Below are 25062 nucleotides of genomic sequence, written 5' to 3'. Positions count from 1 at the left end.
CGGGTGCCCGCCGTGCCCCGGGGGTGCTGACCACGGCTCCACGGGGCCTTCGGCCCTGGGTCTACGGGGCCTGAGGCCCTGAGCCCCCGCCCCGCAGCAGCCCCAGGAAGTCCTCGAACGCCTCCGGCATGTCCACCGCCTCCGGGTCCAGCAGCCACTGGTACTGGAGCCCGTCCAGCACCGCCACCAGCAGCACCGCCGCCTGCTCGGGGGTCAGCCCGCCCGGCAGGGTCGCGCCGTACTCCGCGCGCAGGGTGGCGGCCATGCCCGCCCGGACCTGGGTGTAGCGCCGGGTGAAGAACTCCCGGGCCGGGTGCTCCTCCGTCACGCTCTCGCCGAGCAGAGCCGAGAAGGTCTGCACGATCCCGGGCCGCATCGCGTTGTACTCCACCAGCGAGCCCAGCAGCTCCAGCCGCCACGCCCCGTCCTCGCCGCTGCGGCCCCCGCCGCCGGTGTCCCAGCGGTCCCGGTCCTCCAACACCGCCACCAGCAGCGCTTCCTTGGTCGGGAAGTAGTGCAGCAGCCCCTGCTGGGTCAGGCCCACCCGCTCGGCCACCGCCCCCAGCGTCGCGCCCCGGTAGCCCCGCTCGGCGATCACTTCGAGGGTGGCCCGCAGGATCCCGGCCCGCCGCTCCTCGCTCCTGGCCCGTGCCATCGCCGCCGCCTTCCGTGCCGCCCGGCCCCACGCGGACGGCTCTCAGCAGGACCGTACGTCATCGCCGGACCCGCACCCCATCATCATAACGAACAGATAACAAAACCTACCGATCTACCTGTCACCGCGACACCATGGAGACATCCGCCGGGCACGCACCGGAGGCGTCCACCGGACTCGACCAGGAGGTACGGCCGTGGCAGCCGCGTCCAGCACCAGCAACTCCGAGGCCCTCCGCCGGACCGCCGTCGACGCGGCCCTCGCCGCCCTCGGCCTCGACGACAAGGCCCGCCTGCTCGCCGGACAGGACCTCTGGTCGCTGCCCGCCCTGCCCGCGATCGGCCTGCGCTCCCTGGTGATGTCGGACGGCCCGATCGGCGTCCGGGGCGTCCGCTGGACCGCCGCCGACCCCTCCGTCGCGCTGCCCTCACCGACCGCCCTCGCCGCCACCTGGGACCCCGCGCTCGCCCGCCGCGCCGGCCACCTCCTCGCCCAGGAGGCCCGCCGCAAGGGCGTCCACGTGCTGCTCGCCCCGACCGTCAACCTGCACCGCACCCCGCTCGGCGGCCGCCACTTCGAGGCGTACAGCGAGGACCCGTATCTCACCGGCGAGATCGGCACCGGCTATGTCCGGGGCGTCCAGGACGGCGGGGTCGGCACCACCGTCAAGCACTTCGTGGCCAACGACGCCGAGACCGACCGCTTCACCGTCGACAACGTCGTCGCCCCGCGCCCCCTGCGCGAGCTGTACCTCGCCCCCTTCGAGCGGATCGTCAGGAACGCCCACCCCTGGGGCATCATGGCGGCCTACAACCAGGTCAACGGCTCGACCATGACCGAACACCGCTACCTCCAGAACGCCGTGCTGCGCGGCGAATGGGGCTTCGACGGCTTCATCGTCTCCGACTGGCTCGCCGCCCGGACCACCGTCGGCGCCCTCACCGGCGGCCTGGACGTCGCGATGCCCGGCCCGCGCACGGTCTACGGCGAGGAGCTGGCCGCCGCGGTCCGGGCCGGGGAGGTGGACGAGAAGCTCGTCGACCTCGCCGTACGGAACGTCCTGCTGCTCGCCGCCCGCACCGGAGCCCTGGAGACCGCCCCGCCCGCCGTGGCCCCCGCCGACCTCCCCGCGCCCGTGGACGGCGACGCGCTGGCCCGCGAGATCGCCCGCCGCTCCTTCGTGCTCGTACGCAACGAGATACGCGAAGGGGCGCGGCCTGGGGCGGACGACGAGGTACGTGACGGGGTGGGCGACGAGGTACGTGACCGCGCGAGCGGCGAGGCGCGCGAGGGAGAAGGCGTACGCGACGGGGCCGCCGTCCTGCCCCTCGCCCCCGGCACCACCGTCGCCCTCTCCGGTGCCCTGGCCCGGGACGCCCGGGTGCTCGGCGGCGGCTCGGCCCTGGTCTTCCCCGACCATGTGGTCTCCCCGCTCGACGGGCTGACCGCCGCCCTCCCCGAAGGCGCCCTGACCTACTCCGTCGGCGCCGACCCCAGCGACGAACTCGCCACCGCCGACGCCGGGTTCGACCTCACCGCCGTCTGCCGGGACGCCGAGGGGGCGGTGCTCGCCACCGTCCCGCTGCCCGGCGGACAGATCCAGTGGATCGGCGCCGACCTGCCCGAGGGCGTCACCCACGACACCCTGGACACCGTCGAGATCACCGGCACCTTCACCCCGCGCGAGAGCGGCGAGCACACCTTCGGCACCCGGGGCACCGGCTCCTTCGCCCTCACCGTCGACGGCCACCCGCTCTACGAGGGCACCCAGGACCGCGCCCCCGGCACCGACCCGCTCGGCGCCTTCTTCAACGAACCGGTCGAGCGCGGCCGCCTCACCCTCACCGGGGGCACCCCCGTCCGGGTCTCCCTCAGCCACCGCCCCGGCCCCTCCACCGGCCACCCGCTCCGGGGCGTCGCCTTCTCGCTCGTCCACCTCACCCCCCGCCGCGACCCGGACGAGCTGATCGCGGAGGCCGTGGCGGCGGCCCGGGACGCGGACACCGCCGTCGTGGTCGTCGGCACCACCGAACGCGTCGAGTCCGAAGGGTTCGACCGCACCGACCTGCGCCTCCCCGGCCACCAGGACGCCCTGGTACGCGCGGTCGCCGCCGCCCACCCCCGTACGGTCGTCGTCGTCAACTCCGGCTCCCCGGTGGAGCTGCCCTGGCGGGACGAGGTCGCCGCGATCCTGCTGACCTGGTTCCCCGGCCAGGAGGCGGGTCACGCGCTCGCGGACGTGCTCACCGGGGCGGAGGAGCCCGGCGGCCGCCTCCCCACCACCTGGCCCGCCGTCCTCGCCGACGCCCCGGTCACCGCCACCACGCCCACGGACGGCGAACTCCCGTACACCGAAGGCGTCTTCATCGGCTACCGCGCCTGGGAGAAGGCCGGTACGGTCCCCGCGTACGCCTTCGGGCACGGCCTCGGCTACACGACCTGGGCGTACGACACCCTCACCGCCACCCCCGGCACGGTCACCGTGCGCGTCCGCAACACCGGACCCCGCCCCGGTGGCGACACCGTCCAGATCTACCTGGCCCCGGAACCGGCGCCCGGAGCGGCCCCGGACGCCCCCGAGCGCCCCGCCCGCTGGCTCGCCGGCTTCGCCCGGGTCACGGCGGCCCCCGGCGAGACCGTGGAGGTGACGGTCCCCGTCGAGCCCCGCACGTACCAGGTCTGGGACGAGGAGGCGTACGGCTGGACGACCGTCCCCGGCACCTACACCGTCCAGGCGGCCCGCTCCCTGGCGGACGTCCGCGCGACCACGACGGTGGAGATCACCGGGGACGCCGGGACCCCCGGGGACCGGCCGGACGGGGGTCAGTCGACGTAGGACTCCAGCGTTCCGCGCCGCCGCACGTCCAGCGTCGCGCAGTGGAACGAGCCGCCGAAGGGCGCGTAGTGCATCAGGTCGCAGGGGATCGGCTCGAAGCCCCACCCCTCGAGCGCGCGCAGCATCCCCGTGTGGTGGCGCTCCGCGATGACCCGCTTCTCGTCGACCATGAGGATGTTCATGCTGAGCCACTTCCCGCACATCGAGGTGGTCCGGAGCACCAGGTCCCTGACGGGCTCCGGCTCGGGGGCGACCAGGATGTCCCAGGAGTCCAGGACGGGCGGCAGCCGGTCGACGTCGATGTACTCGGGGTTGACCAGCGCCTTCCCGGGCTTCAGCACCAGGAACGTCGTGTCGATGTGCATGGGCGTCCGGCAGCGGCTCTCGATCTCGTGGATGCGGTAGCCGGGGCCGAGGTGGCGGCGCAGCCACTCGATGCCCATGGCGTTGGTGACGTTGGAGCGCGTGACGAACAGGTCGCGCCCGGCCCGGACGAAGTCCGCCGCGTCGAAGACCGGCTCGAACTCGGTGAGGATGTACCGCATCGGCTCGTCCTTCTTCGGCGTCCGGAACTCCCGCTCGAACAGTTCGTCGGTGAGCTGCGGCTTCGGCGCGGAGGTCCAGCGGGCCCCGCGCCGGAAGTAGTCCTTCAGGATCCGGCGGTAGGAGTGGGTCTCGAAGTACCGGCACGGCCACGCCATCGGGGTCTCGATGATCTCGTCACCGATCACCAGCATGCTGTCGCGCGGGCAGGTGTTGCAGAACCCGCGTGAGGTCCAGCCCGGGGTGGCGAACCGCTGCCGGTGGTCGACCGCGTCCGGACGGGTGACGGTGATCCCCAGGGACGTCAGCAGCGAGACGAACCCGTCCAGCTCCTCCTGGGCCGGCTCGATCAGCCGGCGCGGATATCTGTAGCCCGCCGCCAGCCCCTGGAAGCGGGCCGCCCACGGCGGGATGTTGCAGGAGACCACCGGGTGGCTGGAGGGGATCGTGGCGTCGTCGAGCCGCCCGACGATGATCTCCTCCAGCGGATCCCACTCGTTGTGGGAGTTGACCGGCGAGACGAGCGGGGCGGCGTCCTCGGACTCCGGGACGCCGGGCCCCTGCGCCAGTGTCGTCATGATCAACCACCCTCGGCCGTCGACGGGCACATCACGCTCCCCATGGTGAACGGGGAGACGGGGGTCGCGCCACCCGTCGGGGCCCTGCACCGGGGCGCGCCACCGCCGGACCGTGTACCGAGGGGCGCCTCCGCCGGGGCCGTGTACCGAGGGCGCGCCTCCCCGCCACGCCGGGGCCGTGTACCGAGGGGCCGCCTGCGCCCCGCCGGGGCCGTGTACCCAGTGAGGGGCCGCCTTCGCCCTGCCCCGGGCCTTCGCCCTGCTTCGGGCCTTCGCCCTGCCCCGGGCCTTCGCCCTGCTTCGGGCCTTCGCCCTGCTTCGGGCCTTCGCCCTGCTTCGGGCCTTCGCCCTGCTTCGGGCCTTCGCCCTGCTCCGGGCCTTCGGGAGGCGCCGGCCTACGCGGGTGGCTCGGCCGCCGTGATGTTGCGGTACGCGATCTCCGCCAGCCGGGCCTGCCCGTCCCGGCTCGGGTGGAACCAGTCCCACGGGCTGAGCTGCGCCCCGGTGAAGCGGAAGCCGAAGACCGCCCCGCCGTCGTACCGGCAGTACCGGTCCTTCGCGCAGACGTCCCGCAGCACCTCGTTGTACGCCACCACCCGCTCCTGTACGGCCTCCCGCCGGGCCACGGCGGCCGGGCCCAGGTCGTCGGCGTCGGCCAGCATGGACCGGCAGACCCCCAGCTCCCAGATCCGCTTGCCGGTCTCGTTGGTCCGCCCGGTCGACCAGAGCCGCTTCAGGTCCGGCACGCTGGCCACGTACACCCGGGCCTTCGGCGCCCCGGCCCGCAGCTGCCGCATCGACGCCTCGAACGACGCCCGGAAGTCCTCGACCGGTGTCATCAGCCGCACCGAGTCCCGGCAGGCGTCGTTCGCGCCGATCATCACCGTGACCAGTTCGGGCCGCTCCTTCGCCGCCAGCGCCATCTGCTCCGGCAGCTGCACCATCCGGGCCCCGGAGACCGCGTGGTTCCAGCTGCGGTCCGCCGCCTTCTCCTCCCCGAGCAGCCGTACGGCGACGCTGCGCACCAGGCGGTCGCTGCCGGTCGCCCAGGACACCTCGGGGCAGTCCGCCAGCATCGAGCAGGCGTCGAACCCCCGGGTGATGGAGTCCCCGACGGCCGCCACGGACCCGGGGGCCGGATTCCAGCCGGAGGCGGACGAGGGGGAGGGCGTCGGCGAGGCGGAGGGTGAGGCTCCGGACGAGGGGGCCGCCGCGTTCCGTGACACGCCGTCACCCGGACCGTCCCCCGGCCCGTCACCGCCGCACCCGGCGAGCGCGGCGACGCCCACGAACGACAGCGCGAGAACCGCCGCCCCGGCCCCGCGCATCCGAGGGCGTGTCGCACGCTCCGCCATCTCGCTGATCCCCTCCGGTCGACCCCTGGTTTATGCCTCTGGTCATGCCCCCGGCACGCCCACGATCCCCAGGTCGCGGGGGTGCGCGCCCTGGCGGGTGAAAGCGGGTGAATCAGTGGCCCGGGACCGACGGTACGTCACACGGACGGCCCCTGCGCACGGTAGCTTTTCCCCGTCGGACCAGCGGCACCGCTTCCGCCCTCGCCGGGGCGGGCGGCTCCGGTACATTACGTCACGTCACACACTGTCCCTTTTCAGGAGATTAACTCCCGATGCTGTTTACTGATGACAACCTCGGGCCCTGGCCGGAAAGAGACGGTACGGACGCGAGGCCGCTGGGGAAGGCGTACCTCGTCCCACACGGGAGGTTCCGGTGACGACACGTGGAGTCCTGTACGTTCACTCCGCACCGCGCGCGCTGTGCCCACATGTCGAATGGGCAGTGGCGGGCGTCCTCGGTGTGCGGGTCCAGCTGGACTGGATCAGACAGCCGGCCTCGCCCGGCACCTGGCGGTCCGAATTCTCCTGGAAGGGCCGCGTCGGCACCGCCTCGCAGCTCGCCTCGGCCCTGCGCGGCTGGGACTTGCTCCGCTTCGAGGTGACCGCCGAGCCGTGCCCCACCGCCGAGGGCGAGCGCTACAGCTCCACCCCCGGCCTCGGCATCTTCCACGCCGTCACCGGCATGCACGGCGACATCCTGATCCCCGAGGACCGGCTGCGCGCCGCGCTGGCCCGCTCGACGCGGGGCGAGAGCGACCTGGAGGCGGAGATCGCCTCCCTGCTCGGCAAGCCGTGGGACGACGAGCTGGAGTCCTTCCGCCACGCGGGCGAGGGCGCGCCGGTCCGCTGGCTGCACCAGGTCGTCTAGTTCCCAAGGCTCTGCCCCCGGGCCCGCTCCGCCATCGGCCCCAGGCGCCCGTACGTGACGAAGCCCGCCTCCCGGGAACCGGGAAGCGGGCTTCACCCGTAAGGCCACGGGCTACACGGACCGGAACGCCAGCACCACGTTGTGCCCGCCGAACCCGAACGAGTTGTTGATCGCCGCGATCGGCCCCTCGGGCAGCGGCCGGGGCTCGCCGCGCACGACGTCCGCGTCGATCGCCTCGTCGAGGTCGTCCACGTTGATGGTCGGCGGGGCGGTGCGGTGGTGCAGCGCGAGCACCGTCGCGACGGTCTCGATACCGCCGGCGCCACCCAGCAGGTGCCCCGTCATCGACTTCGTCGCCGAGATCGCGACATGGTCCAGGTCGTCGCCCAGCACCTTCCGCAGCGCCTTGATCTCCGCGATGTCACCCTGCGGCGTCGACGTGGCGTGCGCGTTGAGGTGGACCACCTCGGACGGCTTGAGGTCGCTGTTGTCCAGCAGGTTCTGCATCGCGGCGGCGATCCCGCGCCCGGTCGGCTCGGGCTGCGCGATGTGGTGGGAGTCGGCCGACAGACCCTGTCCCAGCACCTCGCAGTAGACCCTGGCACCGCGCCTGGCGGCGTGCTCGGCCGACTCCAGGATGACGACGCCCGCGCCCTCACCGAGGACGAAGCCGTCCCGGCCGGTGTCGTACGGGCGCGAGGCCTTCTCCGGCTCGTCGTTGCTCTTGGACATCGCCATCATGTTGGCGAAGGCCGCGATCGGCAGCGGGTGGATCGCCGCCTCGGTGCCGCCGGCCACGACCACGTCGGCCCGGCCGGTGCGGATCATCTCGACGGCGTACCCGATGGCCTCGGCGCCGGACGCGCAGGCGGAGACCGGGGTGTGGACACCGGCCTGGGCGTTGACCTCCAGGCCGACGTTGGCCGCCGGGCCGTTGGGCATGAGCATGGGAACGGTGTGCGGGGAGACGCGGCGTACGCCCTTCTCCTTCAGCACGTCGTACTGGTCGAGCAGGGTGGTCACGCCGCCGATGCCGGAGGCGATGACGGAGCCGAGCCGCTCGGGGGCGATGGACTCGTCCTCGCCGGCCTTGGCGGTGAAGCCCGCGTCCGCCCAGGCCTCGCGGGCCGCGATCAGCGCGAACTGCGCCGAGCGGTCCAGCTTGCGGGCGAGCGGGCGGGGGAGTACGTCGTTCGGGTCGACGGCCGCGAGGGCGGCGATCCGGACGGGCAGTTCGGCGAAACGCTCGCCTTCGAGAGGCTTGACGCCGGACCGGCCGGCCATCAGACCTTCCCAGGTCGATGCGGAGTCGCCACCCAGCGGAGTGGTTGCGCCGATACCGGTGACGACCACGGTGCGATTGGTCGAGTTCACTGGAAAATCTTCTCCACGTGTAGAGGGTCGTGAATCAGCGGCGCCACCGCCGGGTGGCGACACAGCCGGGCTGGGATCAGCCCTGGTGCTTCAGGATGTAGTCGGCAGCGTCGCCGACCGTCTTGAGGTTCTTGACGTCCTCGTCGGGGATCTTGACGTCGAAGCGCTCCTCGGCGGCGACGACGACCTCGACCATGGACAGCGAGTCGACGTCCAGGTCGTCGGTGAAGGACTTGTCCAGCTGGACGTCCTCGACCGGGATCCCGGCGATCTCGTTGACGATCTCGGCGAGACCGGCGACGATCTCTTCCTGCGTGGCGGCCATCTTGGCGCTCCTTCGGTGGGTTTGTTCGGTGTTCGTACGCACGGACCGGAAGGTCCGGTGTGCCTAGGGGAGGGTAACGACCGTCGCGGCGTAGACGAGACCCGCCCCGAAGCCGATGACGAGCGCGGTGTCGCCGCTCTTCGCCTGACCGGTCGCCAGGAGCCGCTCCATCGCGAGCGGGATCGAGGCGGCGGACGTGTTGCCGGTGGACTCGATGTCACGGGCGACCGTGACGTGCTCCGGCAGCTTCAGGGTCTTCACCATCGAGTCGATGATCCGCATGTTGGCCTGGTGCGGGATGAAGACGTCCAGGTCCTCCGGGGCGATCCCGGCCGCGTCCAGCGCCTGCTGGGCGACCTTCGCCATCTCGAAGACGGCCCAGCGGAAGACCGCCTGGCCCTCCTGGGTGATGGCCGGGAACTTGATCTCGCCCTTGGAGTCGAGAGGCAGCTTGGAGACGTCGCCGACGTGCAGGTCGTTCCAGGCCACCGTCTGCTTGATGGTCTCGGACTTGTCGCCCTCGGAGCCCCAGACCGTCGGGCCGATGGCCGGCTCCTGGGAGGGGCCGACGACGACCGCGCCCGCGCCGTCACCGAAGAGGAAGGCCGTCGCGCGGTCCTCCAGGTCGGTCAGGTCGCTGAGCCGCTCCACGCCGATCACGAGGACGTACTCCGCCGAACCCTCGACGATCATGCCCTTGGCGAGGGTGAGGCCGTAGCCGAAACCCGCGCAGCCGGCCGAGATGTCGAAGGCGGCGGGCTTGCCCGAACCGATCTTGTGGGCGATCTCGGTGGCGACGGCCGGCGTCTGCTTGAAGTGCGAGACGGTCGAGACGACGACCGCGCCGATCTGCTCGGGCGCGATGCCCGCGTCGGCGATGGCCTTTCCGGACGCCTCGATCGACATCGCGGCCACGGTCTCCTCCTCGGAGGCCCAGTGGCGGGTGACGATGCCGGAGCGGGAGCGGATCCACTCGTCGGAGGAGTCGATCGTCTCGAGGATCACCTCGTTCGGCACGACCCGGGTCGGGCGGTAGCCGCCGACCCCGAGGATGCGCGCGTACGGGGCGCCCTTGCTGGGCTTGATCTTCGACATGCTCTCGGGCTCCTTAGGCGCCCGCGTGCTCGGAGATGAGCGCGCGGGCAGCGTCGAGGTCGTCGGGTGTCTTGAGCGCGAGCGTCCGCACGCCGGGCAGGGCCCGCTTGGCGAGCCCGGTGAGGGTCCCGCCGGGGCTCAGCTCGACCAGCGCGGTGACGCCGAGCTTCTGGAAGGTCTCCATGCACAGGTCCCAGCGGACCGGGTTGGCGACCTGGCCGACCAGCCGGGCGACGACCTCGGTGCCGGTGGCGACGGTGTGGCCGTCGGCGTTGGACACGTACGTCACGGTCGGGTCGGTGACCGTGAGGTCCCCGACGGCCGCGCGCAGCTTCTCCACGGCCGGGGCCATGTGATGCGTGTGGAACGCGCCGGCCACCTTCAGCGCGACGACCCGGCGGACACCCTCGGGCTTGTCGGCCTCCAGGGCGGCGATCTGGGCCGCGGTGCCGGCGGCGACGATCTGGCCGCCCCCGTTGACGTTGGCGGGGGTGAGGCCGAGCTTCTCCAGGTGCGGGACCGTGACGGCGGGGTCGCCGCCGAGCAGGGCCGCCATACCGGTCTCGGTGACCGCGGCGGCCTCGGCCATGCCGAGCCCCCGGGTGCGGACGAAGCGGAGTGCCGCCTCGTCGTCGAAGACGCCGGCGATCGCCGCGGCGGTGATCTCACCGACGCTGTGACCTGCGACGACGTCAGGGGAAGCGGCGTCGAGGGCGGCCGCGGAGAGCAGTCCGGCGGCGACCAGGAGCGGCTGGGCCACGGCCGTGTCGCGGATCGCGTCCGCGTCCGCCTGCGTGCCGTAGTGGGCAAGGTCGAGCCCGATGGCGTCGGACCAGGCCGCGATGCGGTCGGCGGCACCGGGGAGGTCGAGCCAGGGAGTCAGGAAGCCGGGCGTCTGAGCGCCTTGGCCGGGAGCGACGAGTACGAGCACCCTCACACTCTCTCTTGTGGACGGCTCCGGCCGCCCGTGGGGACAGGGACGAAGAACCGTCAGGGGAATTGTTGAAGTCCAACAAAAGTCTAGGACTGCTGATCCACCGCGGCCAAGCGCCCCAGAATCAGGGCGATCCGCAGGGTGAACGCGGAGCGGACATCGGAGGGTGACCATCCGGTGACGTCGGTCACACGTCGCAGCCGGTAGCGCACGGTGTTGGGATGCACGAAAAGCATCCGTGCCGCCCCTTCCAGACTGCTCGCCTGCTCCAGATAGACACTCAGCGTCTCCAGGAGCGCGGAACCGGCTTCCTCCAGCGGTCTGTAGATCTCCTCCACCAACTGCTCCCGCGCCGCCGGGTCACCGGCCATCGCGCGCTCCGGCAGGAGATCGTCCGCCAGCACCGGGCGCGGCGCGTCCTGCCACGCGAGGCACGCCTTGAGCCCGGCGGCCGCCGCCTGCGCGGACCGGGTGGCGGCCAGCAGGTCCGGCACGACGGGTCCGGCGACCACCGGCCCGGCCGCGTACGGCCCGATCAGGCCCTTCGCCACCTGGAGCGGATTGTCGCTGCCGCCCGCGATGACGACGAGCCGGTTGCCGAGCACCCCGGTGAGGACCTGGAGCTTGGCGTGCCGGGCGGCCCGGCGGATCGCCTCCACGGTCAGCTCGCTGTCCCCGTCGGGTGCGGTGCCGAGGATGACGCAGACGTGCTCGGGGGAGTTCCAGCCGAGCGCGGCGGCCCGGGAGACGGCGCCTTCGTCCGCCTCCCCGGAGAGCACCGCGTTCACCACCAGCGATTCCAGCCGCGCGTCCCAGGCGCCCCGGGCCTCGGCGGCCTGGGCGTAGACCTGGGCGGTGGCGAAGGCGATCTCGCGCGCGTAGACGAGCAGCGCCTCCCGCAGCACGGACTCGTCGCCCGGCGCGGCCACCTCCTCGATCGCGGCCTCCATGACCTCGATCGTCGTCCGCACCATCTCGACGGTCTGCCGCAGGGTGATCGCCCGGGTCAGCTCACGCGGGGCCGTGCCGAACACGTCGGTCGAGATGGCCTGCGGGGTCTCCGGATGCCGGAACCACTCGGTGAACGCCGCGATACCGGCCTGGGCGACCAGGCCGATCCAGGACCGGTTCTCCGGGGGCATCGCCCGGTACCACGGCAGCGATTCGTCCATACGGGCAATCGCGTTGGCGGCCAGCCGGCCGGAGGACTGCTCCAGCCGTTTCAGGGTCGCGGCATGCAGGTGGGCGTCGTGGGCGGCGGGCTGCTCAGGATCGGGTCGGGGCACGAGGACAAGACTGCCTTATCGGGCCGGTGGTTCGGTGGGGCGGGGCGACGGTCCGCCCTACCGGCGGGTACGGGAGCGCCCGGACCGTCGGCCTCCGCCCCGTACGGGACCGCCGTGCCACCATGCGGACCGTCAGCCTCCGTCCCCGTACGAGGCCGCCGCGCCGCCGCCCGGACCGGCGGCCTCCGCCCCGTACGGAACCGCCGCGCCACCGCCCGGACCGGCGGCCTCCGTTCCTGGACAGGGCCGCCGCGTGACCGTCCTCCGGGCTACCGTGGCCGGGTGATCTCCGTACACAGGTCCGAGGACCGCTACCGGGGCGGTGAGCCGGACGCCGGCATCGAGACCCGGCACGCCCTCTCCTTCGGCTCCTTCTACGACCCCGACAACCTCCGCTTCGGCCCGGTCCTGGCCTGCAACGAGGAGCGCCTCGCCCCCGGCGCGGGGTTCGACGAGCATCCGCACAGCCATACGGAGATCGTCACCTGGGTGGTCGAGGGCGAGCTGACCCACCGCGATTCGACGGGCCGTTCCACCGTCGTACGGGCCGGGGACCTGGCCCACCTGAGCGCCGCCGCCGGAGTCCGCCACGTCGAACGCAACGACGGCGACGTCCCGTTGACCTTCCTCCAGATGTGGCTGGCCCCTCTGGAGTCGGGTGGCACGCCCTCGTACACGGTCACCCCCGCCCTCGCGGATCCGGCCGGCTCGTACGCCCTGCCCGCCTCCGGTGCGTTGCTGCACGTACGGCGGCTGACGGAGGGCGGGCGCACCGCCCTGCCGGACGCGCCGCGCCTGTACGCCCATGTGGTGCGGGGCCGAATCCGCCTGGACGGCCAGGAGTTGGCGGCCGGGGACGCGGCCCGGGCAGTCGGTGCCGAGGGTCTGGAGGCGGTCGCGGTGGAGGGGGCGGGGGCGGCGGAGCTGCTGGTGTGGGAGCTGGCCGGGTGACCGGTACGGGGGCGGCGGCCGGGGCCCCGAACCCATGACGGGCCGTCCGCCGGGACCGCCCCCGACGGGAACCGCCCCGGCGGCCGTGGCCCGATGTCGCGGGCACGGCCGCCGGGGCGGGCCGAGGGAGCGGGGTGTGCGGCTCGACGGTTCGCGTCAGAGCACGACGTCGACGTCGTAGGTGCGCAGCCAGTCGTCGAGTTGCAGGGTGGTCTCCAGCGCCGCCCTGCTCATGCCGCTCTCCAGAGCCGCCGCCCCCTGGCCGCGGACCCGCGCCTGCGTGGCGGACGACAGGAGCGGGGCGAGCGGGCTCGATCCGTCGAGGATCACCGCCGCCAGACGCTCGCGGAGCGTCCGGTTGTAGGCGTCCGCCCTGATGGAGGGATAGGGGGTCTTGATGCGCTGGGCGACCGCCTCGGGCAGCAGGTCCTTCATCGCCGCGCGCAGCAGGCTCTTCTCCCTGCCGTCGAAGCTCTTCATCGCCCAGGGCACGTTGAAGGTGTACTCGACGAGCCGGTGGTCGGCGAAGGGTACCCGGACCTCCAGACCACAGGCCATGCTCATGCGGTCCTTGCGGTCGAACAGCACCTGCGCGTGGCGGGTGAGGGCGAGGTAGGTGACCTCCCGGTAGCGGGCCTCGGTGGGGTCGGCGATGCGGTCGCCCGCGGAGATCTCGGCCACCGCCGCGCTGTGGCAGTCGCGCTCGTAGGTGTCCAGGTCCAGCTTGGCGAGCAGATCCGGAGTGAAGACGCCGTCGTTGCCCTGGTAGTTCTGCCGCCCCTCGTACACCCACGGGAAGGTGGAGGAGAGCACCACGTCCTCCTGGCGCTGCCAGCGGTAGCCGCCGAACACCTCGTCGCCGCACTCCCCGGAGAGCGCCACCGTCGAGTGCTGCCGGACGATGTCGAACAGCAGGTGCAGGGAGGCGTGTTCGTCGCCCTTCGCGATCGGGAGGTCGTAGGCCTTCAGGACGGAGGACCGCAGGGCCGGGTCGAGCAGGTCGGGCGCCCGCAGAGGCAACTCGCTGTGGAGGGAGCCGACATGCTCGGCCAGCAGCCGGGCGTAGATGTGGTCCTCGTTGGCCCCTTCGCCGGCCGTTCCGTCCAGGTCCGGGTCGCTCACCGAGCAGGACCGGATACGCCCCTGGCCCTTGGCGCGGCTCACCTGGGCGGCGAGTGCGGTCAGGGAGCTGGAGTCGAGTCCCCCCGAGAGCAGGGTGCACAGCGGTACGTCGGAGATCATCTGCTGCTCCACGACCGATTCGAGCAGCTCGCGCACCGTGTGGACGGTCCGCTCCAGCGAGTCGGTGTGGTCGGCGACCTCCAGCTGCCAGTACCGGTCCTCGGTGAGGCCCGCCCGGTTGACGCGCACCGTGCAGCCGGCCGGGACCTCCCGCATACCGCGGAAGATCGCGTGGCCGGGGACCTTGGCCACCGAGAGGATGTCCCGCAGTCCTTCGGCGTCCAGGACGGCCTTGAAGGCGGGGTGGGCGAGGATGGCCTTGGGCTCGGAGCCGAAGAGCACACCGGACGGGGTCTCCGCGTAGTACAGCGGCTTCACGCCCATCCGGTCCCGGACGAGCAGCAGCTCCTCCTTGTCCTGGTCCCAGACCGCGAAGGCGTAGATGCCTTCCAGCCGGGTGACGAGCGCGGGACCCCACTGGAGGTAGGCCCGCAGGACGACCTCGGTGTCGCTGCGCGTGGTGAAGCTGTGCCCCAGGGAGACCAGCTGGGAGCGGAGCTCCTGGAAGTTGTAGGTCTCGCCGCTGTAGGTGAGCGCGGCGCGCGAGCCGGGCGTCTCACCCGAGGTCATCGGCTGGCAGCCGCCCTCCAGGTCGATGACGGAGAGGCGCCGGTGGCCCAGGGCGACATGGTCCGCGATCCAGACGCCTTCGGCGTCCGGACCCCGGCGGGCCATCGTGTCCGTCATGGCCCGCGCGACGTCCCGGTCCACGGGGCGCGCGAAGTCGACCCACCCTGCAATACCGCACATTCGAAGAACTCCTGAAATTGACGGGGGCGTTATGGGTGAAAGAGGAGAGGGAGGCGGCACCGGCGCCGCCCGAGGTCACAGCCGTACGACGTGCGACTGCGGGCGCGCCGACCCCCGGGTGTCGAGCAGCAGCCGGGCCCGGCTCTCGATTGCCGCCAGGTCGTACGCCGAGTGGCGCTGGAGCAGGATGGAGATGTCCGCGTCGCCCAGCGCGCCGTCCAGGTCCGTGACGGCGCGGACCGGAGTGCCGTCCACCTCCCAGCTCCCCACGTGGGGGTCGTGGTAGACGACCTCGGCCCCGAGCGTGCGCAGCCTGCGGACCACGTCGCGGGCCGAGGTCTCCCGCTGGTCGGCGATGTCCGCCTTGTAGGTGACGCCCAGCAGCAGGACCTGTGCCCCGCTCAGCGTGGTGCCGCTGTGGTCCAGGAGCTGCTGCGCCCGCTCGACGACGTACCGGGGCATCCGGGCGTTGATCTCCTGGGCGAGTTCGACCATCCGGAAGGGGTAGCCGAGCGTACGGACCTTGTGCGCGAGGTAGTTGGGGTCGATCGGGATGCAGTGGCCGCCCACCCCGGGGCCGGGGCGGAAGGCCTGGTAGCCGAAGGGCTTGGTGGACGCGCAGGAGATGGCGTCCCACAGGTCGATACCCAGTTCGTGGGAGAAGATCGCCATCTCGTTGACCAGGGCGATGTTGACGTGCCGGTAGGTGTTCTCGATCAGCTTCGCCATCTCGGCCTCGCGGGTGCCCGAGGCCTGGACGACCTGGTCGACGAGCTTCCCGTAGAAGGCCGCCGCGGTCGTGGTGCAGTCCTGCGTGTAACCACCGACGACCTTCGGGGTGTTGCGGATGCCGTAGATCTTGTTGCCGGGGTCCACCCGCTCCGGCGAGAACGCCAGGTGGAAGTCGGTGCCCGCGCGGAGCCCGGATCCCTCCAGGATGGGCAGGACCACCTCTTCCGTAGTGCCCGGGTACGTGGTCGACTCCAGGACCACCAGGGTCCCGGGCGTCAGGTGCCGGCTGATCGCGGCGCAGGCGCTCTCGACCATGACCAGCTCCGGTCCGCCGTGCTCCGCCAGCGGGGTGGGGACGCAGATCACCACGGTGTCCGCTTCCGCGATGACGCTCTCGTCCGTCGTGGCCGTGAACCCCTGGGCCCGCAGTTCGGCCACGGTGGCGTCGTCGATGTCATCGACATGGGAGATACCGTCGTTGAGCCGGGCGACGGTCGCGGCGTCACGGTCGAGGCCGACGACGCTCAGACCGGAACGGCCGGCCTCCACGGCGAGGGGCAGGCCTACGTAGCCGAGGCCTATGACAACCAGGTCACTGCGCACAGTGCTGCCTTTCGGGAAGGTGGGACGTACGGAGAAGGGGGCGACGGGACACGGGGAGGCGCGCCGTACGGGACGGTGCGACGCCGCACGGCGAAGCGGGAGATCCGCCCGGGCGCCCGCCGCGGGTCAGTCGTTGCGTGCCCGGACGGCCAGTGAGGCGACCAGCAGGGGCGGCAGGAGCAGCAGCGAGAAGGTGATCGCGTATCCGCCGAGCTGACCGGTCCCCGCGGCGAGGCCCGCGTTGAGCACGGCGGTCGCGAACGCCAGGACGACGACCTGCCCGAGGTTCATGTTGGTCTGCATGGCGCTGGTGGTGTGGCCCAGCCGGTCCGGTGCACTGTGGGAGAGCGAGAGCACCGTGACGCAGGGGTCGAGCATCCCCATCCCGATCGCCGCCAGGGGCATGGCCACCATGGCCAGCACCGGCGACATCCCGCCGAAGCTGCCCGCGATGGCGAAGGCCACGGACGCCGCCATGATCAGCGCACCGGCGGTGACGAGGCGGTGCCGGGCGACGTTCTGGAGGAGCTTCCCCTGCACCCACGCCGCGCCCGCCCACAGCACCGCGGAGGCCGTGAACGCCACACCGACCGTGACCGCGGCGACCTTCCGCTCGGTGATCAGCATCAGCGGCACCAGCGCCTCGACGGTGAAATACGTGCCGGAGGTCAGTCCGCGCAGCAGTACGGCGGTGGGCAGACCACGGGCGCTGCGCCACGTGCCCTTCGGCAGCAGACGGGGGGCGAAGACCACCAGGAGCGCGACGCCGGTGACGACGAAGAGCAGGTGGCGCACGTCCCACCCGGAGACCCCGTACTGGCCGAGCGCCGCGCCCAGACTGAGCATCGCGGCGACCAGCACCGGGGGCCTGGAGGCGCGTTCCTCCTCGGGCGGGAGATCGACCGGGACCGGGTCCTCGGCGTCGGCGCCGGAACCGGCCGGGGCCCGGCGGAGCACCGCCACCAGGGCGATCGAGGGCAGCGCGGTCAGCACGGCCAGGCCGTAGAAGACCACCCGCCAGGACCAGGCCTCGGAGACGACCCCGGCGATCGGCGGGCCGACCAGGGACGGAATGATCCAGCTCGCGCTCATCATCGCGAGCATCCGGGGCCGCAGGTACTCCGGGTACGACTGGCCGATGGCGGTCGTCACGGACACCGCGACCATCCCGGCCGCCAGCCCGTCCACGAAGCGGCCGATCACCAGCTGCCAGATCGACAGGCTGGACGCCGACACCAGCAGCGTCACCACGGAGAGGATCATGCCCAGCGCCAGCGGACGCCGGGCACCGGAACGGTCCGCCCAGTGCCCGCCCAGTACGCCACCGAGCAGGCTGGCCGCCACGAAGCTGCCCGCCACCAGGGGGAACAGGGAGACCCCGTCCAGATCCTGGGCGGCCGTCGGCAGCGTGGGCACCACGGCCAGCGCGGCGAAGCCGGTCAGGAACATCACCGCGGCGAAGGTCAGGGTCGCCGGTGCGTACTGCCGCGAGAAGATCCCCGGCTGGGTGTCGCTCGGCGGTCGAAGGGTCTGTTCCTCAGCCATCGGTGTCCTGTTGCAGTAGATCGGAGAGTTCGTCATGGGTGTCGCAGGCCAGCCACTGCGCCTGGGCGCGGGCGCCGTTCCGCAGCGGGGCGGACGCGCGCCAGCCGGTCTCGGCCGTGATCAGTTCCGTGCTCATGGGCGGCGTGTGCGCCGTGTCCTCGCCCGAGGTCCGCTCCCACGCCGTCAGCCGGGCCGTCTCCGCGGCGAGTTCGGCCAGCCGCTCCTCGTCGAAGCGGGCGGAGGCCACGTTGTAGACGGTGGACCGCACGGGGGCGGCGAGGACGGCGGCGATCGCCTCCGCCGCGTCGCGGTGGTCGACCAGTTGGTGCACCCGGCCCTCCACCAGGGTCATGGAGCGGCGGGTCCACGCCTGGAGCATCCAGGTGGCGAGCACCCCGCGCACCGGGGCGTGCCGGCCCACCTGCTCGGCGAGCCGGACGAGCTGCACGGGGACGCCCGTCTCGCCGCCCCATCGCAGGCACGCCTGCTCGTCGTTCCACCAGGCGCGGGCGACCGGATCCCGCGGCGGCTCGGTCACCGTGTCCTCCGCGCACTCGTCGGCGGCGGAGCCCCGGTACACCTCCGCCGAGCCGATGTGGACCAGGCGGCGCGTTCCGGCCTTCTCGGCTTCGGCCAGCAGGTCCTCCACGGCGTAGGTGCTCCCGGACGGGTCACCGAGGTGGACCACGGTGTGGACCTCCTGCCCCCGTCCGCCGCCCAGCCGCTCGCTGTACGCGGCGGGCCGGCCCGCGTCGGTGAGCAGCCGCGCCAGCTCCGCCCCGAGGGCCGGTGCGCCTCCGGTGACGACGACCGTCGCGGCGGGGGCGTCGGGCCGTGCGCCGGTGCCGTGGGCGGTGCGGCCGGCGGCGAGGGCGGCCAGGGCCAGTGCCCGGATACGCGGAATCATGGGCAGCAGCTCGGCGTCGGTGTACTCCTCGCACAGGCCGCCGGGGCCCAACGAGTCCATGACGGCCGCGGCCGCCTCGGGGTCCGGCTCGCGCCCGGTCGCACCGGCGACCGCGACTCCGGTGGCGAAGGCCGTCAGCCACACCTGTCGGCGTACCTCGTCGGGCAGGTCCGGTTCTCCGGCCCCGGCGAAGTCGGCGTCGCACCGCTCGGCCAGGCCGAGGCGCCGCAGGTAGCGGTCGGTGTCCAGGTACTCCCAGCGCCCGTCCTGGCGCACCGCGCACTTGGACTCGCCGTACTGGTAGAAGGGGACGACGGGGAACGAGGCGCAGTCGGGGGAGACGACATCGGCCGCGGCATCGGTGAAGTAGGTGGCCCGGCGCCAGCCGTGCTTGCTGTTGCCCGCGAGGCTCGGCACGTCGTCGTGGTCGACGGTGCTGGGGACCGCGATCCGCACGGGGATGCCGAGCGCCTTCAGATACCGCTGGATGACGACGTCGTAGGGCCAGCCGTCACCGTGCTCCGCCGCGAACCGCGCGTAGCCGCGGGCGGCTTCGGCCGGCAGCATCAGCGCCAGCGAGGGGACGTGCTCGTCGACCGCGTAGGCCCAGGAGGCTCCGGTGAGTGCTCCGAGGCGGACCACTCCGCTGTTCCGGCCCTCCCACCCCTCGTAGAAGGCGACCGCCTCTCCCGGGACCGCGGCGGCGGCCTTCTCCACATGGTCGAAGAACCCCCGGGCCAGGATCACGTCGTCCTGGAACACGATGTGGTGCGTCGCCGCGTCCCCGACACAGCTCCAGGAGGGGTTGGCGGTGCGCAGCGCGGTGGGCGGGCCGGAGGGGTCCGGGTCCTGCACCACCTGGATACGTCCCCGGGGGTCCTTGGCCGCTATCTCCCCGGCGGCGGAGATCCTCCTCGGGTGGGTCATCACAGCACCTGTCAGCGTGACAGCGTTCACGGCTTGCCTTTCTGGCCGTTCAGGGCCCGGCCGGGCCGTCGGAAACGTCGGCGCGGCCGGGCGGAGCGTCCTCGGTGGGAGGTGGAAGGGTGAGCGCGGGTACGGGCGGGCCTGCGGCCGGCCGGCTCAGCAGGTCAGTCCGCCGACCGGTTCACTGCTCGGTCGCGTCGGAGTTGCGGACCTTTCGCACGTTCTCGTTGAGTCCGTGGTCGGCGCCCATCTGCCGCTCGAGTTCGATCATCGCGGCGGGGCGGTAGTTGAGGATGTACGCGCGGCGCACGCCGTCCGTGGTGTTGCCGCGGGAGTAGTGCAGTGTGCTCCCGGAGTGGGCCACCGCCTCGCCTGCCCGCACCGGTACGGGCGTCGCCCCCGGCTCGTCCTCGGAGCAGTCGCACTCGATGTTCTTGCCGTCGCTCGTGGGGTGGTGCGGCCGCAGCGGCTCCAGGTGGGATCCCCGGACGTACCACATGCAGCCGTTGTCCAGATCCGCGTCGTCCAGCGCGATCCAGATCGACACCGCACGCTTGTCTGGCATGTCCACCCAGTAGGCGGCGTCCTGGTGCCAGGGCGTGGGAACGGCCGTGTGCGGAGCCTTGTGGATCATCATGTCGAAGTCGAGTTCGGCGTCCGGCCCGATGAGTTCGCGGGCCGCGGAGAGCGCCTTCTCGTGCAGCGGCAGATCCTTCAGCGGCGGGTGGAGCGCCGACGGCCAGATGATCTGGGTGATGTTCTCCCGCACGCCCTCCTTGCGCTCGACATGCGATCCGAGGTCGGTGCGTTTTTCGCCCGATTCGATGTCGCCGCTGAGGAATCGGTCGTAGATGTCCCGGTACTGAGCGAGGTCCGCGGTGGATATGAGCCTTCCTACGGGGGTGAATCCGTCATCGGCGAACCTCTGTGCGATGCTGGAAATCGTCTGCGTGGTCAAGATGTGCAGCCCTTCGTCCTCTTCGCTGCGCACTCCACCCGTCCTGAGTCTTCCGGAAAACGGGGCAGCCCACGACGAAGACATGATGGTCAATGGGAAGAGTTCGACGCCCCTTTGGCTTGGTCTAGACCGCCTGGGGCCGAACGAAAGTTACGTCACGGCCAGATCTCGGTCAACCGCTTTTAGGTGTAAGCCCCGGCGCCGAAAGCTGAATGGACGCTTCCGCTCTTTGGTGAAAGTGCAGGTCAGAAGGTCGCTGAGAACGATGAATCGTTCATTGTGAGATGCAATGGTCTTGCCGGGGTGTTCATCTGCCGACATGATCCACGGGGGATGGGGCTGAAATTCGCCGTCGTTCCGATGCAGTTGTCGACGTCATCGAGACAGTTGGGTGAGGGTGTGTCCGAAATGTGGAAACCAGTCGCTCGGCCAGTCCTGTGCGCCGTTTCCCGGCGTCCACTCCTTGCTTATGAGGTGCTGAACGTCGACTTCCAGCCACTCTGCATCAAGGTTTCATAATTCACTTCAGGCCGTATTGGAGAGAACCATGACCAAAGCCCTGCGCGTGCAAGCGGCAGTGCACCACAACCCCTATGCCTACATGCTGGGCGAAGCGGAACTCGTCGCTCTGTTGTCGGAGCTGGGCCGCCGTCGGGCCGAAAGCATCCTCCGCAACCACACCGCGGCGGAAGGTCAGGCACCGCGCGGCCCCTATCCGCGTCCGGCCATGGGCTTCGTCATCCTCGACCCGACGGCCGACGCGCGGGCGGACGACACGGAGGCGGTTCTCGGCGCGATAACGGTGGGGGAGCAGGCGCGGCAGTTCCTCCCGAAGGCGGCGGCCAAGGCCGCGGCGCACCGGCGCCTCGGGCACGACAACGGATCGTCCGTCCACACCGATCCGCATCTGCTCGGCACGGGCGCCTTCCGCTACGGGCATTCGGCGGAGGTGCGGGGGGTGATCGCCGCCGCCAGCTCGCAGAGCACGGACCAGGATCTGTACGAGGCGTCCCGCCTGGCGGCGGAGTTCGCCGAGGGCATCGCGGCCCGTCACCAGGAGTTCGAATGGAGCGTGGGGGAGACGGACTGGCTCTCCCCGGACGACCTGCCCCTGGCTCGGTACAGCGAGATGGTCGCCTGGTTCCCGGACGACAGGGCCTGACGCGGCGACGGGCCGGGCGCCGACGGGTGCGGCGGAGGGGCCTGCGAGGCGCCCCCGCCGCGTCCGCCACCGCCCCCGGTCGGGTGCGACGAGCCGGACGGCGGCGGGCGGGAGCCAATTCCGGCCAACGCCGTCACCGGGGCCGGTGACGGGGGCGGGGCGAAGCGACGGGGCGGCCGCGAGGACAAACGGAAGGCCGGGGTGTGAGGGGCGGAGACCGCGGGCTGAATGGGGCAACGGTAGGGGCGGCCGGTTGGCCGCGCCAGGCCGGGTTCAGCCCGCGATCTCCGCCAGCACCGCGTCCGTGAACGGGGTCCACGCCTCCGCCGCCCACGGCCCGAAGGCCCGGTCGGTCAGGGCCACGCAGGCGGCGCCGGCCACCGGGTCGATCCACAGGAACGTGCCCGACTGGCCGAAGTGGCCGAAGGTCGCGGGGGAGGAGGATGCGCCCGTCCAGTGCGGGGACTTGGCGTCGCGGATCTCGAAGCCGAGGCCCCAGTCGTTCGGGTTCTGGTGGCCGTAGCCCGGCAGGACGCCCTTGAGGCCCGGGTGCACGACGCTCTGGGCCTCCAGGACCGTACGGGGGTCGAGCAGGCGGGGGGCCTGGACCTCGGCGGCGAAGCGGACCAGGTCGTCCACGGTGGAGACGCCGTCACGGGCGGGGGAGCCGTCCAGGGACGTGGACGTCATCGCCAGCGGCTCCAGGACGGCCTGGCGCAGATACTCCGGGAACGGGATGCCGGTCGCCTTGGCGATGTGGTCGCCCAGCACCTCGAAGCCCGCGTTGGAGTAGAGCCGGCGGTTGCCGGGCGGGGCCGTCACCCGGTGCTCGTCGAAGGCGAGGCCGCTGGTGTGGGCCAGGAGGTGGCGGACCGTGGAGCCCTCGGGCCCGGCCGGTTCGTCCAGCTCGATCGCCCCCTCCTCGTACGCCACGAGTGCCGCGTAGGCCGCGAGCGGCTTGGTGACCGAGGCGAGGGGGAAGCGGTGGGCAGTGGGCCCGTGCGTACCGAGGACGGTGCCGTCCGCCCGTACGACGGCGGCCGCCGCGGTCGGGACGGGCCAGGTGTCGATGATCCGCAAGCTCTCCATGGGACCGAGCCTAACGTTCGCGCCGACGGCCCCGTCACCGCGTCCGAAAGGTGCCGGAGCCGCCGATCCCCGCCCCCTTCGACGGCTACTGTGCGGAGGCGAGAAGCTGCGCAGCGCAGCCGTACGAGGAGGCTCCCATGTCACCTGTGTCATCGCCCTTCGGCCCCCAGCACGCACCCGCCGGTGATGTGGGCGCGGCGCTCATGTTGATCGACTCCCGGCTCAAGAGCGTCTACGACGGTATGCGTAAGGACGAGAGCGAGGACGAGGACGAGGGCAGCGCCGCGAGCGAGGCCGAACGCCGTGAGCTGGCCGGGCACGTGGGCGACTCCCTGGGGCCGGGCGGCGTCCATGAACTTCTGGACGGTGCCTGCACCCTCATCTACCTGTTCATGACGTGGCTGCGGCAGGCCCACGAGGAGCACGGCAAGGACGTCATCGAGTACGTGGTCCCCACGCTCGTGACCTCGATGCGCATGATGCCCCGCAGCATCCGCCCCGAGGCGATCCCCACCATGGCCGGTCTGGTCATCGCCGCGGGCACCGGCCTGAGCCCGAGCCTCTGGCGCCAGCAGTACGGGGACTGGACGGAGGCGGAGATCACGCCGCTGGAGGCCACCGCCTTCCTGCTCGCGGAGTGCATCAACCGCATCACCGAGGACCAGGACTTCGCCACCCGCCTGATCACCGACGCCCTCACCCGGGCCGAGGAAGAGCTCTGAGCCTCCTTTTCCGCTTGCTTCGAGTGCACTCCAGGGATTTAGCGTGGAGGACATGACGGTGATCGACGGAACGTCCCGGAGCGCTCCCGCTACCAGTACCCGCACACAGGCGCCCTCCGGCGTGAACGCCTGTACGGCCGTGCCCGAGCCGCACCCCCGTCCCACCGGCAAGGACACCTACACGATCAGCGAGGTCGCCGCCTTCACCGGGCTCACCGCGCACACCCTGCGCTGGTACGAGCGGATCGGGCTGATGCCGCACGTCGACCGCTCGCACACCGGCCAACGCCGCTTCTCCGATCGCGACCTGGACTGGCTGGTCTTCGTCGGCAAGCTGCGGCTCACCGGGATGCCCGTCGCGGACATGGTGCGGTACGCGGAGCTGCTGCGTGAGGGCGAGTCCACCGTCGAGGAGCGGCAGGAACTGCTGGAGTCGACCCGCCGCGATGTGATCACCCGCATCGCGGAGCTGCACGACACCCTCGCCGTCCTCGACCACAAGATCGAGCTCTACGCGGGCGCCCGCCGGGCGCCGGAAAGGCACAGCGCCTGATGACCGACAACGACAACCACGGCAACTCCATCGACACCACCCGGCTCGACACCACCCGGCTCGACACCGTCCGGCTCGGCGGCGACGGCGGGCCGGCGGTCGGGGTCCAGGGCCTCGGCTGCATGGGCATGAGCGAGTTCTACGGCGAGACCGACCAGCGCTCCGCCCGGGACACCCTCGACGCGGCGCTGGAAGCGGGCGTCACCCTCTTCGACACCGCCGACATCTACGGGCGCGGGGCCAACGAGGAGTTCCTCGCCCCCTTCGTCGGCGCCCACCGGGACGAGATCACGCTCGCCACCAAGTTCGCCATCGAGCGGACGGACGACCCGCGGCACCGGGCGGTGCGCAACGACCCCGCGTACATCCGCACCGCCGTGGAGGCCAGCCTCCGGCGGTTGAGGACCGATGTCATCGACCTCTACTACATGCACCGCCACGACCCGGCCGTCCCGTTCGCCGAATCGGTCGGCGCGATGGCGGAGCTGGTCCAGCAGGGCAAGGTCCGGCAGCTCGGGCTGAGCGAGGTCACCGGCCCCGAGCTGCGCGAGGCGCACGCGGTGCACCCGATCGCCGCCCTCCAGTCGGAGTGGTCCCTCTTCAGCCGGGACGTGGAGCTGAGCGCGGTCGGCGCGGCGGCGGAGCTGGGCGTCACGCTCGTGCCGTATTCGCCGCTGGGCCGGGGCTTCCTCACCGGGGCCTTCACCGACGCGGGCCAGGAGCTGGGCGAGGGCGACTTCCGCAAGCACCAGCCCCGCTTCACCGGCGACAACGCCCGCGCCAACGCGGCCCTGCTGGAGCCCGTCCACAAGATCGCCGCCGCCCGCGGGGTGACGGCCGCCCAGGTGGCACTCGCCTGGGTGCAGCAGCGGGCGCAGGTGCACGGCCTGACGGTCGTCCCGATCCCCGGCACCCGGAAGCGCAGCCGTCTCCTGGAGAACGTGGCGGCGACCCGGCTGACGCTGACGCCCCAGGAACTGGCCCTCCTGGAGCCGATCGCGGGCCAGGTGGCGGGGGACCGCTACCCGGACATGAGCAGCACCTCGGCGGCCCGGGAGTAGCAGGTACGGGG

21 protein-coding genes are annotated in these 25062 nt (G+C 72.1%); 7 read left to right on the top strand and 14 right to left on the bottom strand.

The features are described 5' to 3' along the window. Window positions 1-61: 61 nt before the first annotated feature. Window positions 62-655, bottom strand: a complete 594-nt coding sequence (locus ACQ9ZG_RS08830) for a TetR/AcrR family transcriptional regulator (RefSeq protein ID WP_018486962.1) — start codon at window positions 653-655, stop codon at window positions 62-64. Between the two features lie 196 nt (window positions 656-851). Here ACQ9ZG_RS08830 and ACQ9ZG_RS08825 point away from each other — a divergent pair, with 196 nt between their 5' ends. Then, entirely contained in the window at window positions 852-3491 is a 2640-nt protein-coding gene (locus tag ACQ9ZG_RS08825) for a glycoside hydrolase family 3 protein (protein ID WP_499280228.1), read from the top strand. On the opposite strand, the gene ACQ9ZG_RS08820 is transcribed toward ACQ9ZG_RS08825, so the two are convergent. Continuing rightward, window positions 3479-4612, bottom strand: coding sequence for an amidinotransferase (locus tag ACQ9ZG_RS08820; protein ID WP_032754109.1), 1134 nt, complete (start codon window positions 4610-4612; stop codon window positions 3479-3481). The two genes, ACQ9ZG_RS08825 and ACQ9ZG_RS08820, sit on opposite strands and share 13 nt — an antisense overlap. Window positions 4613-5007: 395 nt before the next feature. Then, on the bottom strand, window positions 5008-5940 hold the full coding sequence (locus ACQ9ZG_RS08815) for an SGNH/GDSL hydrolase family protein (RefSeq protein ID WP_181398217.1): 933 nt from the start codon (window positions 5938-5940) through the stop codon (window positions 5008-5010). A 400-nt stretch (window positions 5941-6340) separates the two neighbouring features. On the opposite strand from ACQ9ZG_RS08815, the gene ACQ9ZG_RS08810 reads away from it, so the two are divergent. After that, on the top strand, window positions 6341-6835 hold the full coding sequence (locus ACQ9ZG_RS08810) for a DUF3145 domain-containing protein (protein WP_026237328.1): 495 nt from the start codon (window positions 6341-6343) through the stop codon (window positions 6833-6835). A 111-nt stretch (window positions 6836-6946) separates the two neighbouring features. Here ACQ9ZG_RS08810 and fabF read toward each other — a convergent pair whose 3' ends face one another. The 5 genes from fabF to ACQ9ZG_RS08785 all read right to left on the bottom strand — a co-directional run bounded on the left by fabF (window position 6947) and on the right by ACQ9ZG_RS08785 (window position 11849). Then, window positions 6947-8209, bottom strand: a complete 1263-nt coding sequence (gene fabF / locus ACQ9ZG_RS08805; RefSeq protein WP_109915216.1) for a beta-ketoacyl-ACP synthase II — start codon at window positions 8207-8209, stop codon at window positions 6947-6949. A gap of 76 nt (window positions 8210-8285) precedes the next feature. Beyond that, entirely contained in the window at window positions 8286-8534 is a 249-nt protein-coding gene (locus ACQ9ZG_RS08800) for an acyl carrier protein (RefSeq protein ID WP_018486956.1), read from the bottom strand. A 63-nt stretch (window positions 8535-8597) separates the two neighbouring features. Further along, the gene (locus ACQ9ZG_RS08795) at window positions 8598-9629 is read right to left on the bottom strand and encodes a ketoacyl-ACP synthase III (RefSeq protein WP_109915215.1); all 1032 of its coding nucleotides are present in this window, start codon (window positions 9627-9629) and stop codon (window positions 8598-8600) included. Between the two features lie 13 nt (window positions 9630-9642). Next, window positions 9643-10560, bottom strand: coding sequence for an ACP S-malonyltransferase (locus ACQ9ZG_RS08790; RefSeq protein ID WP_018486954.1), 918 nt, complete (start codon window positions 10558-10560; stop codon window positions 9643-9645). Window positions 10561-10649: 89 nt separating this feature from the next. Beyond that, window positions 10650-11849: a PucR family transcriptional regulator gene (locus tag ACQ9ZG_RS08785; RefSeq protein ID WP_018486953.1), complete on the bottom strand. Its 1200-nt coding sequence runs from the start codon at window positions 11847-11849 to the stop codon at window positions 10650-10652. Between the two features lie 282 nt (window positions 11850-12131). Between ACQ9ZG_RS08785 and ACQ9ZG_RS08780 the strand changes: the two genes are divergently transcribed. Beyond that, window positions 12132-12800, top strand: coding sequence for a pirin family protein (locus ACQ9ZG_RS08780; protein WP_109915214.1), 669 nt, complete (start codon window positions 12132-12134; stop codon window positions 12798-12800). A 156-nt stretch (window positions 12801-12956) separates the two neighbouring features. Here the strand turns inward: ACQ9ZG_RS08780 and asnB are convergent, their stop codons facing one another. The 5 genes from asnB to ACQ9ZG_RS08755 all read right to left on the bottom strand — a co-directional run bounded on the left by asnB (window position 12957) and on the right by ACQ9ZG_RS08755 (window position 20464). After that, on the bottom strand, window positions 12957-14792 hold the full coding sequence (gene asnB / locus ACQ9ZG_RS08775; RefSeq protein ID WP_109916102.1) for an asparagine synthase (glutamine-hydrolyzing): 1836 nt from the start codon (window positions 14790-14792) through the stop codon (window positions 12957-12959). A 75-nt stretch (window positions 14793-14867) separates the two neighbouring features. After that, window positions 14868-16127 carry a nucleotide sugar dehydrogenase gene (locus ACQ9ZG_RS08770; protein WP_109916101.1) on the bottom strand — a complete coding sequence of 420 codons (1260 nt, stop codon included), beginning with the start codon at window positions 16125-16127 and terminating at the stop codon, window positions 14868-14870. A 126-nt stretch (window positions 16128-16253) separates the two neighbouring features. Further along, complete coding sequence (locus ACQ9ZG_RS08765; RefSeq protein ID WP_109916100.1) at window positions 16254-17672, bottom strand: MFS transporter; 1419 nt, start codon at window positions 17670-17672, stop codon at window positions 16254-16256. After that, window positions 17665-19506, bottom strand: a complete 1842-nt coding sequence (locus ACQ9ZG_RS08760; RefSeq protein WP_499280224.1) for an NAD-dependent epimerase/dehydratase family protein — start codon at window positions 19504-19506, stop codon at window positions 17665-17667. Before ACQ9ZG_RS08760 ends, ACQ9ZG_RS08765 begins: the two co-directional genes overlap by 8 nt. A gap of 181 nt (window positions 19507-19687) precedes the next feature. Next, complete coding sequence (locus ACQ9ZG_RS08755; RefSeq protein WP_181398383.1) at window positions 19688-20464, bottom strand: phytanoyl-CoA dioxygenase family protein; 777 nt, start codon at window positions 20462-20464, stop codon at window positions 19688-19690. A 547-nt stretch (window positions 20465-21011) separates the two neighbouring features. Here ACQ9ZG_RS08755 and ACQ9ZG_RS08750 point away from each other — a divergent pair. Beyond that, window positions 21012-21626 (top strand): hypothetical protein, encoded by a 615-nt coding sequence (locus tag ACQ9ZG_RS08750; RefSeq protein WP_109917209.1) that lies wholly within the window; start codon window positions 21012-21014, stop codon window positions 21624-21626. Between the two features lie 273 nt (window positions 21627-21899). Here ACQ9ZG_RS08750 and ACQ9ZG_RS08745 read toward each other — a convergent pair whose 3' ends face one another. After that, the gene (locus tag ACQ9ZG_RS08745; RefSeq protein WP_028415379.1) at window positions 21900-22715 is read right to left on the bottom strand and encodes a serine hydrolase domain-containing protein; all 816 of its coding nucleotides are present in this window, start codon (window positions 22713-22715) and stop codon (window positions 21900-21902) included. 146 nt (window positions 22716-22861) lie between these two features. On the opposite strand from ACQ9ZG_RS08745, the gene ACQ9ZG_RS08740 reads away from it, so the two are divergent. From ACQ9ZG_RS08740 to ACQ9ZG_RS08730, 3 genes are read left to right on the top strand one after another with little or no spacing between them, the layout of a single operon-like run. Beyond that, window positions 22862-23437: a hypothetical protein gene (locus ACQ9ZG_RS08740; protein ID WP_109916490.1), complete on the top strand. Its 576-nt coding sequence runs from the start codon at window positions 22862-22864 to the stop codon at window positions 23435-23437. A gap of 52 nt (window positions 23438-23489) precedes the next feature. Beyond that, window positions 23490-23990 carry a MerR family transcriptional regulator gene (locus ACQ9ZG_RS08735; protein ID WP_028415381.1) on the top strand — a complete coding sequence of 167 codons (501 nt, stop codon included), beginning with the start codon at window positions 23490-23492 and terminating at the stop codon, window positions 23988-23990. Continuing rightward, window positions 23990-25051 (top strand): aldo/keto reductase, encoded by a 1062-nt coding sequence (locus ACQ9ZG_RS08730; RefSeq protein ID WP_109916489.1) that lies wholly within the window; start codon window positions 23990-23992, stop codon window positions 25049-25051. The genes ACQ9ZG_RS08735 and ACQ9ZG_RS08730 overlap by 1 nt, the downstream gene beginning before the upstream one ends. Window positions 25052-25062 lie beyond the last annotated feature (11 nt).

Source organism: Streptomyces araujoniae, from assembly GCF_050871195.1.
In the GTDB taxonomy this organism is placed as follows: Bacteria; Actinomycetota; Actinomycetes; order Streptomycetales; family Streptomycetaceae; genus Streptomyces; species Streptomyces bacillaris.
This window is presented reverse-complemented; position numbering and strand designations above follow the sequence as displayed.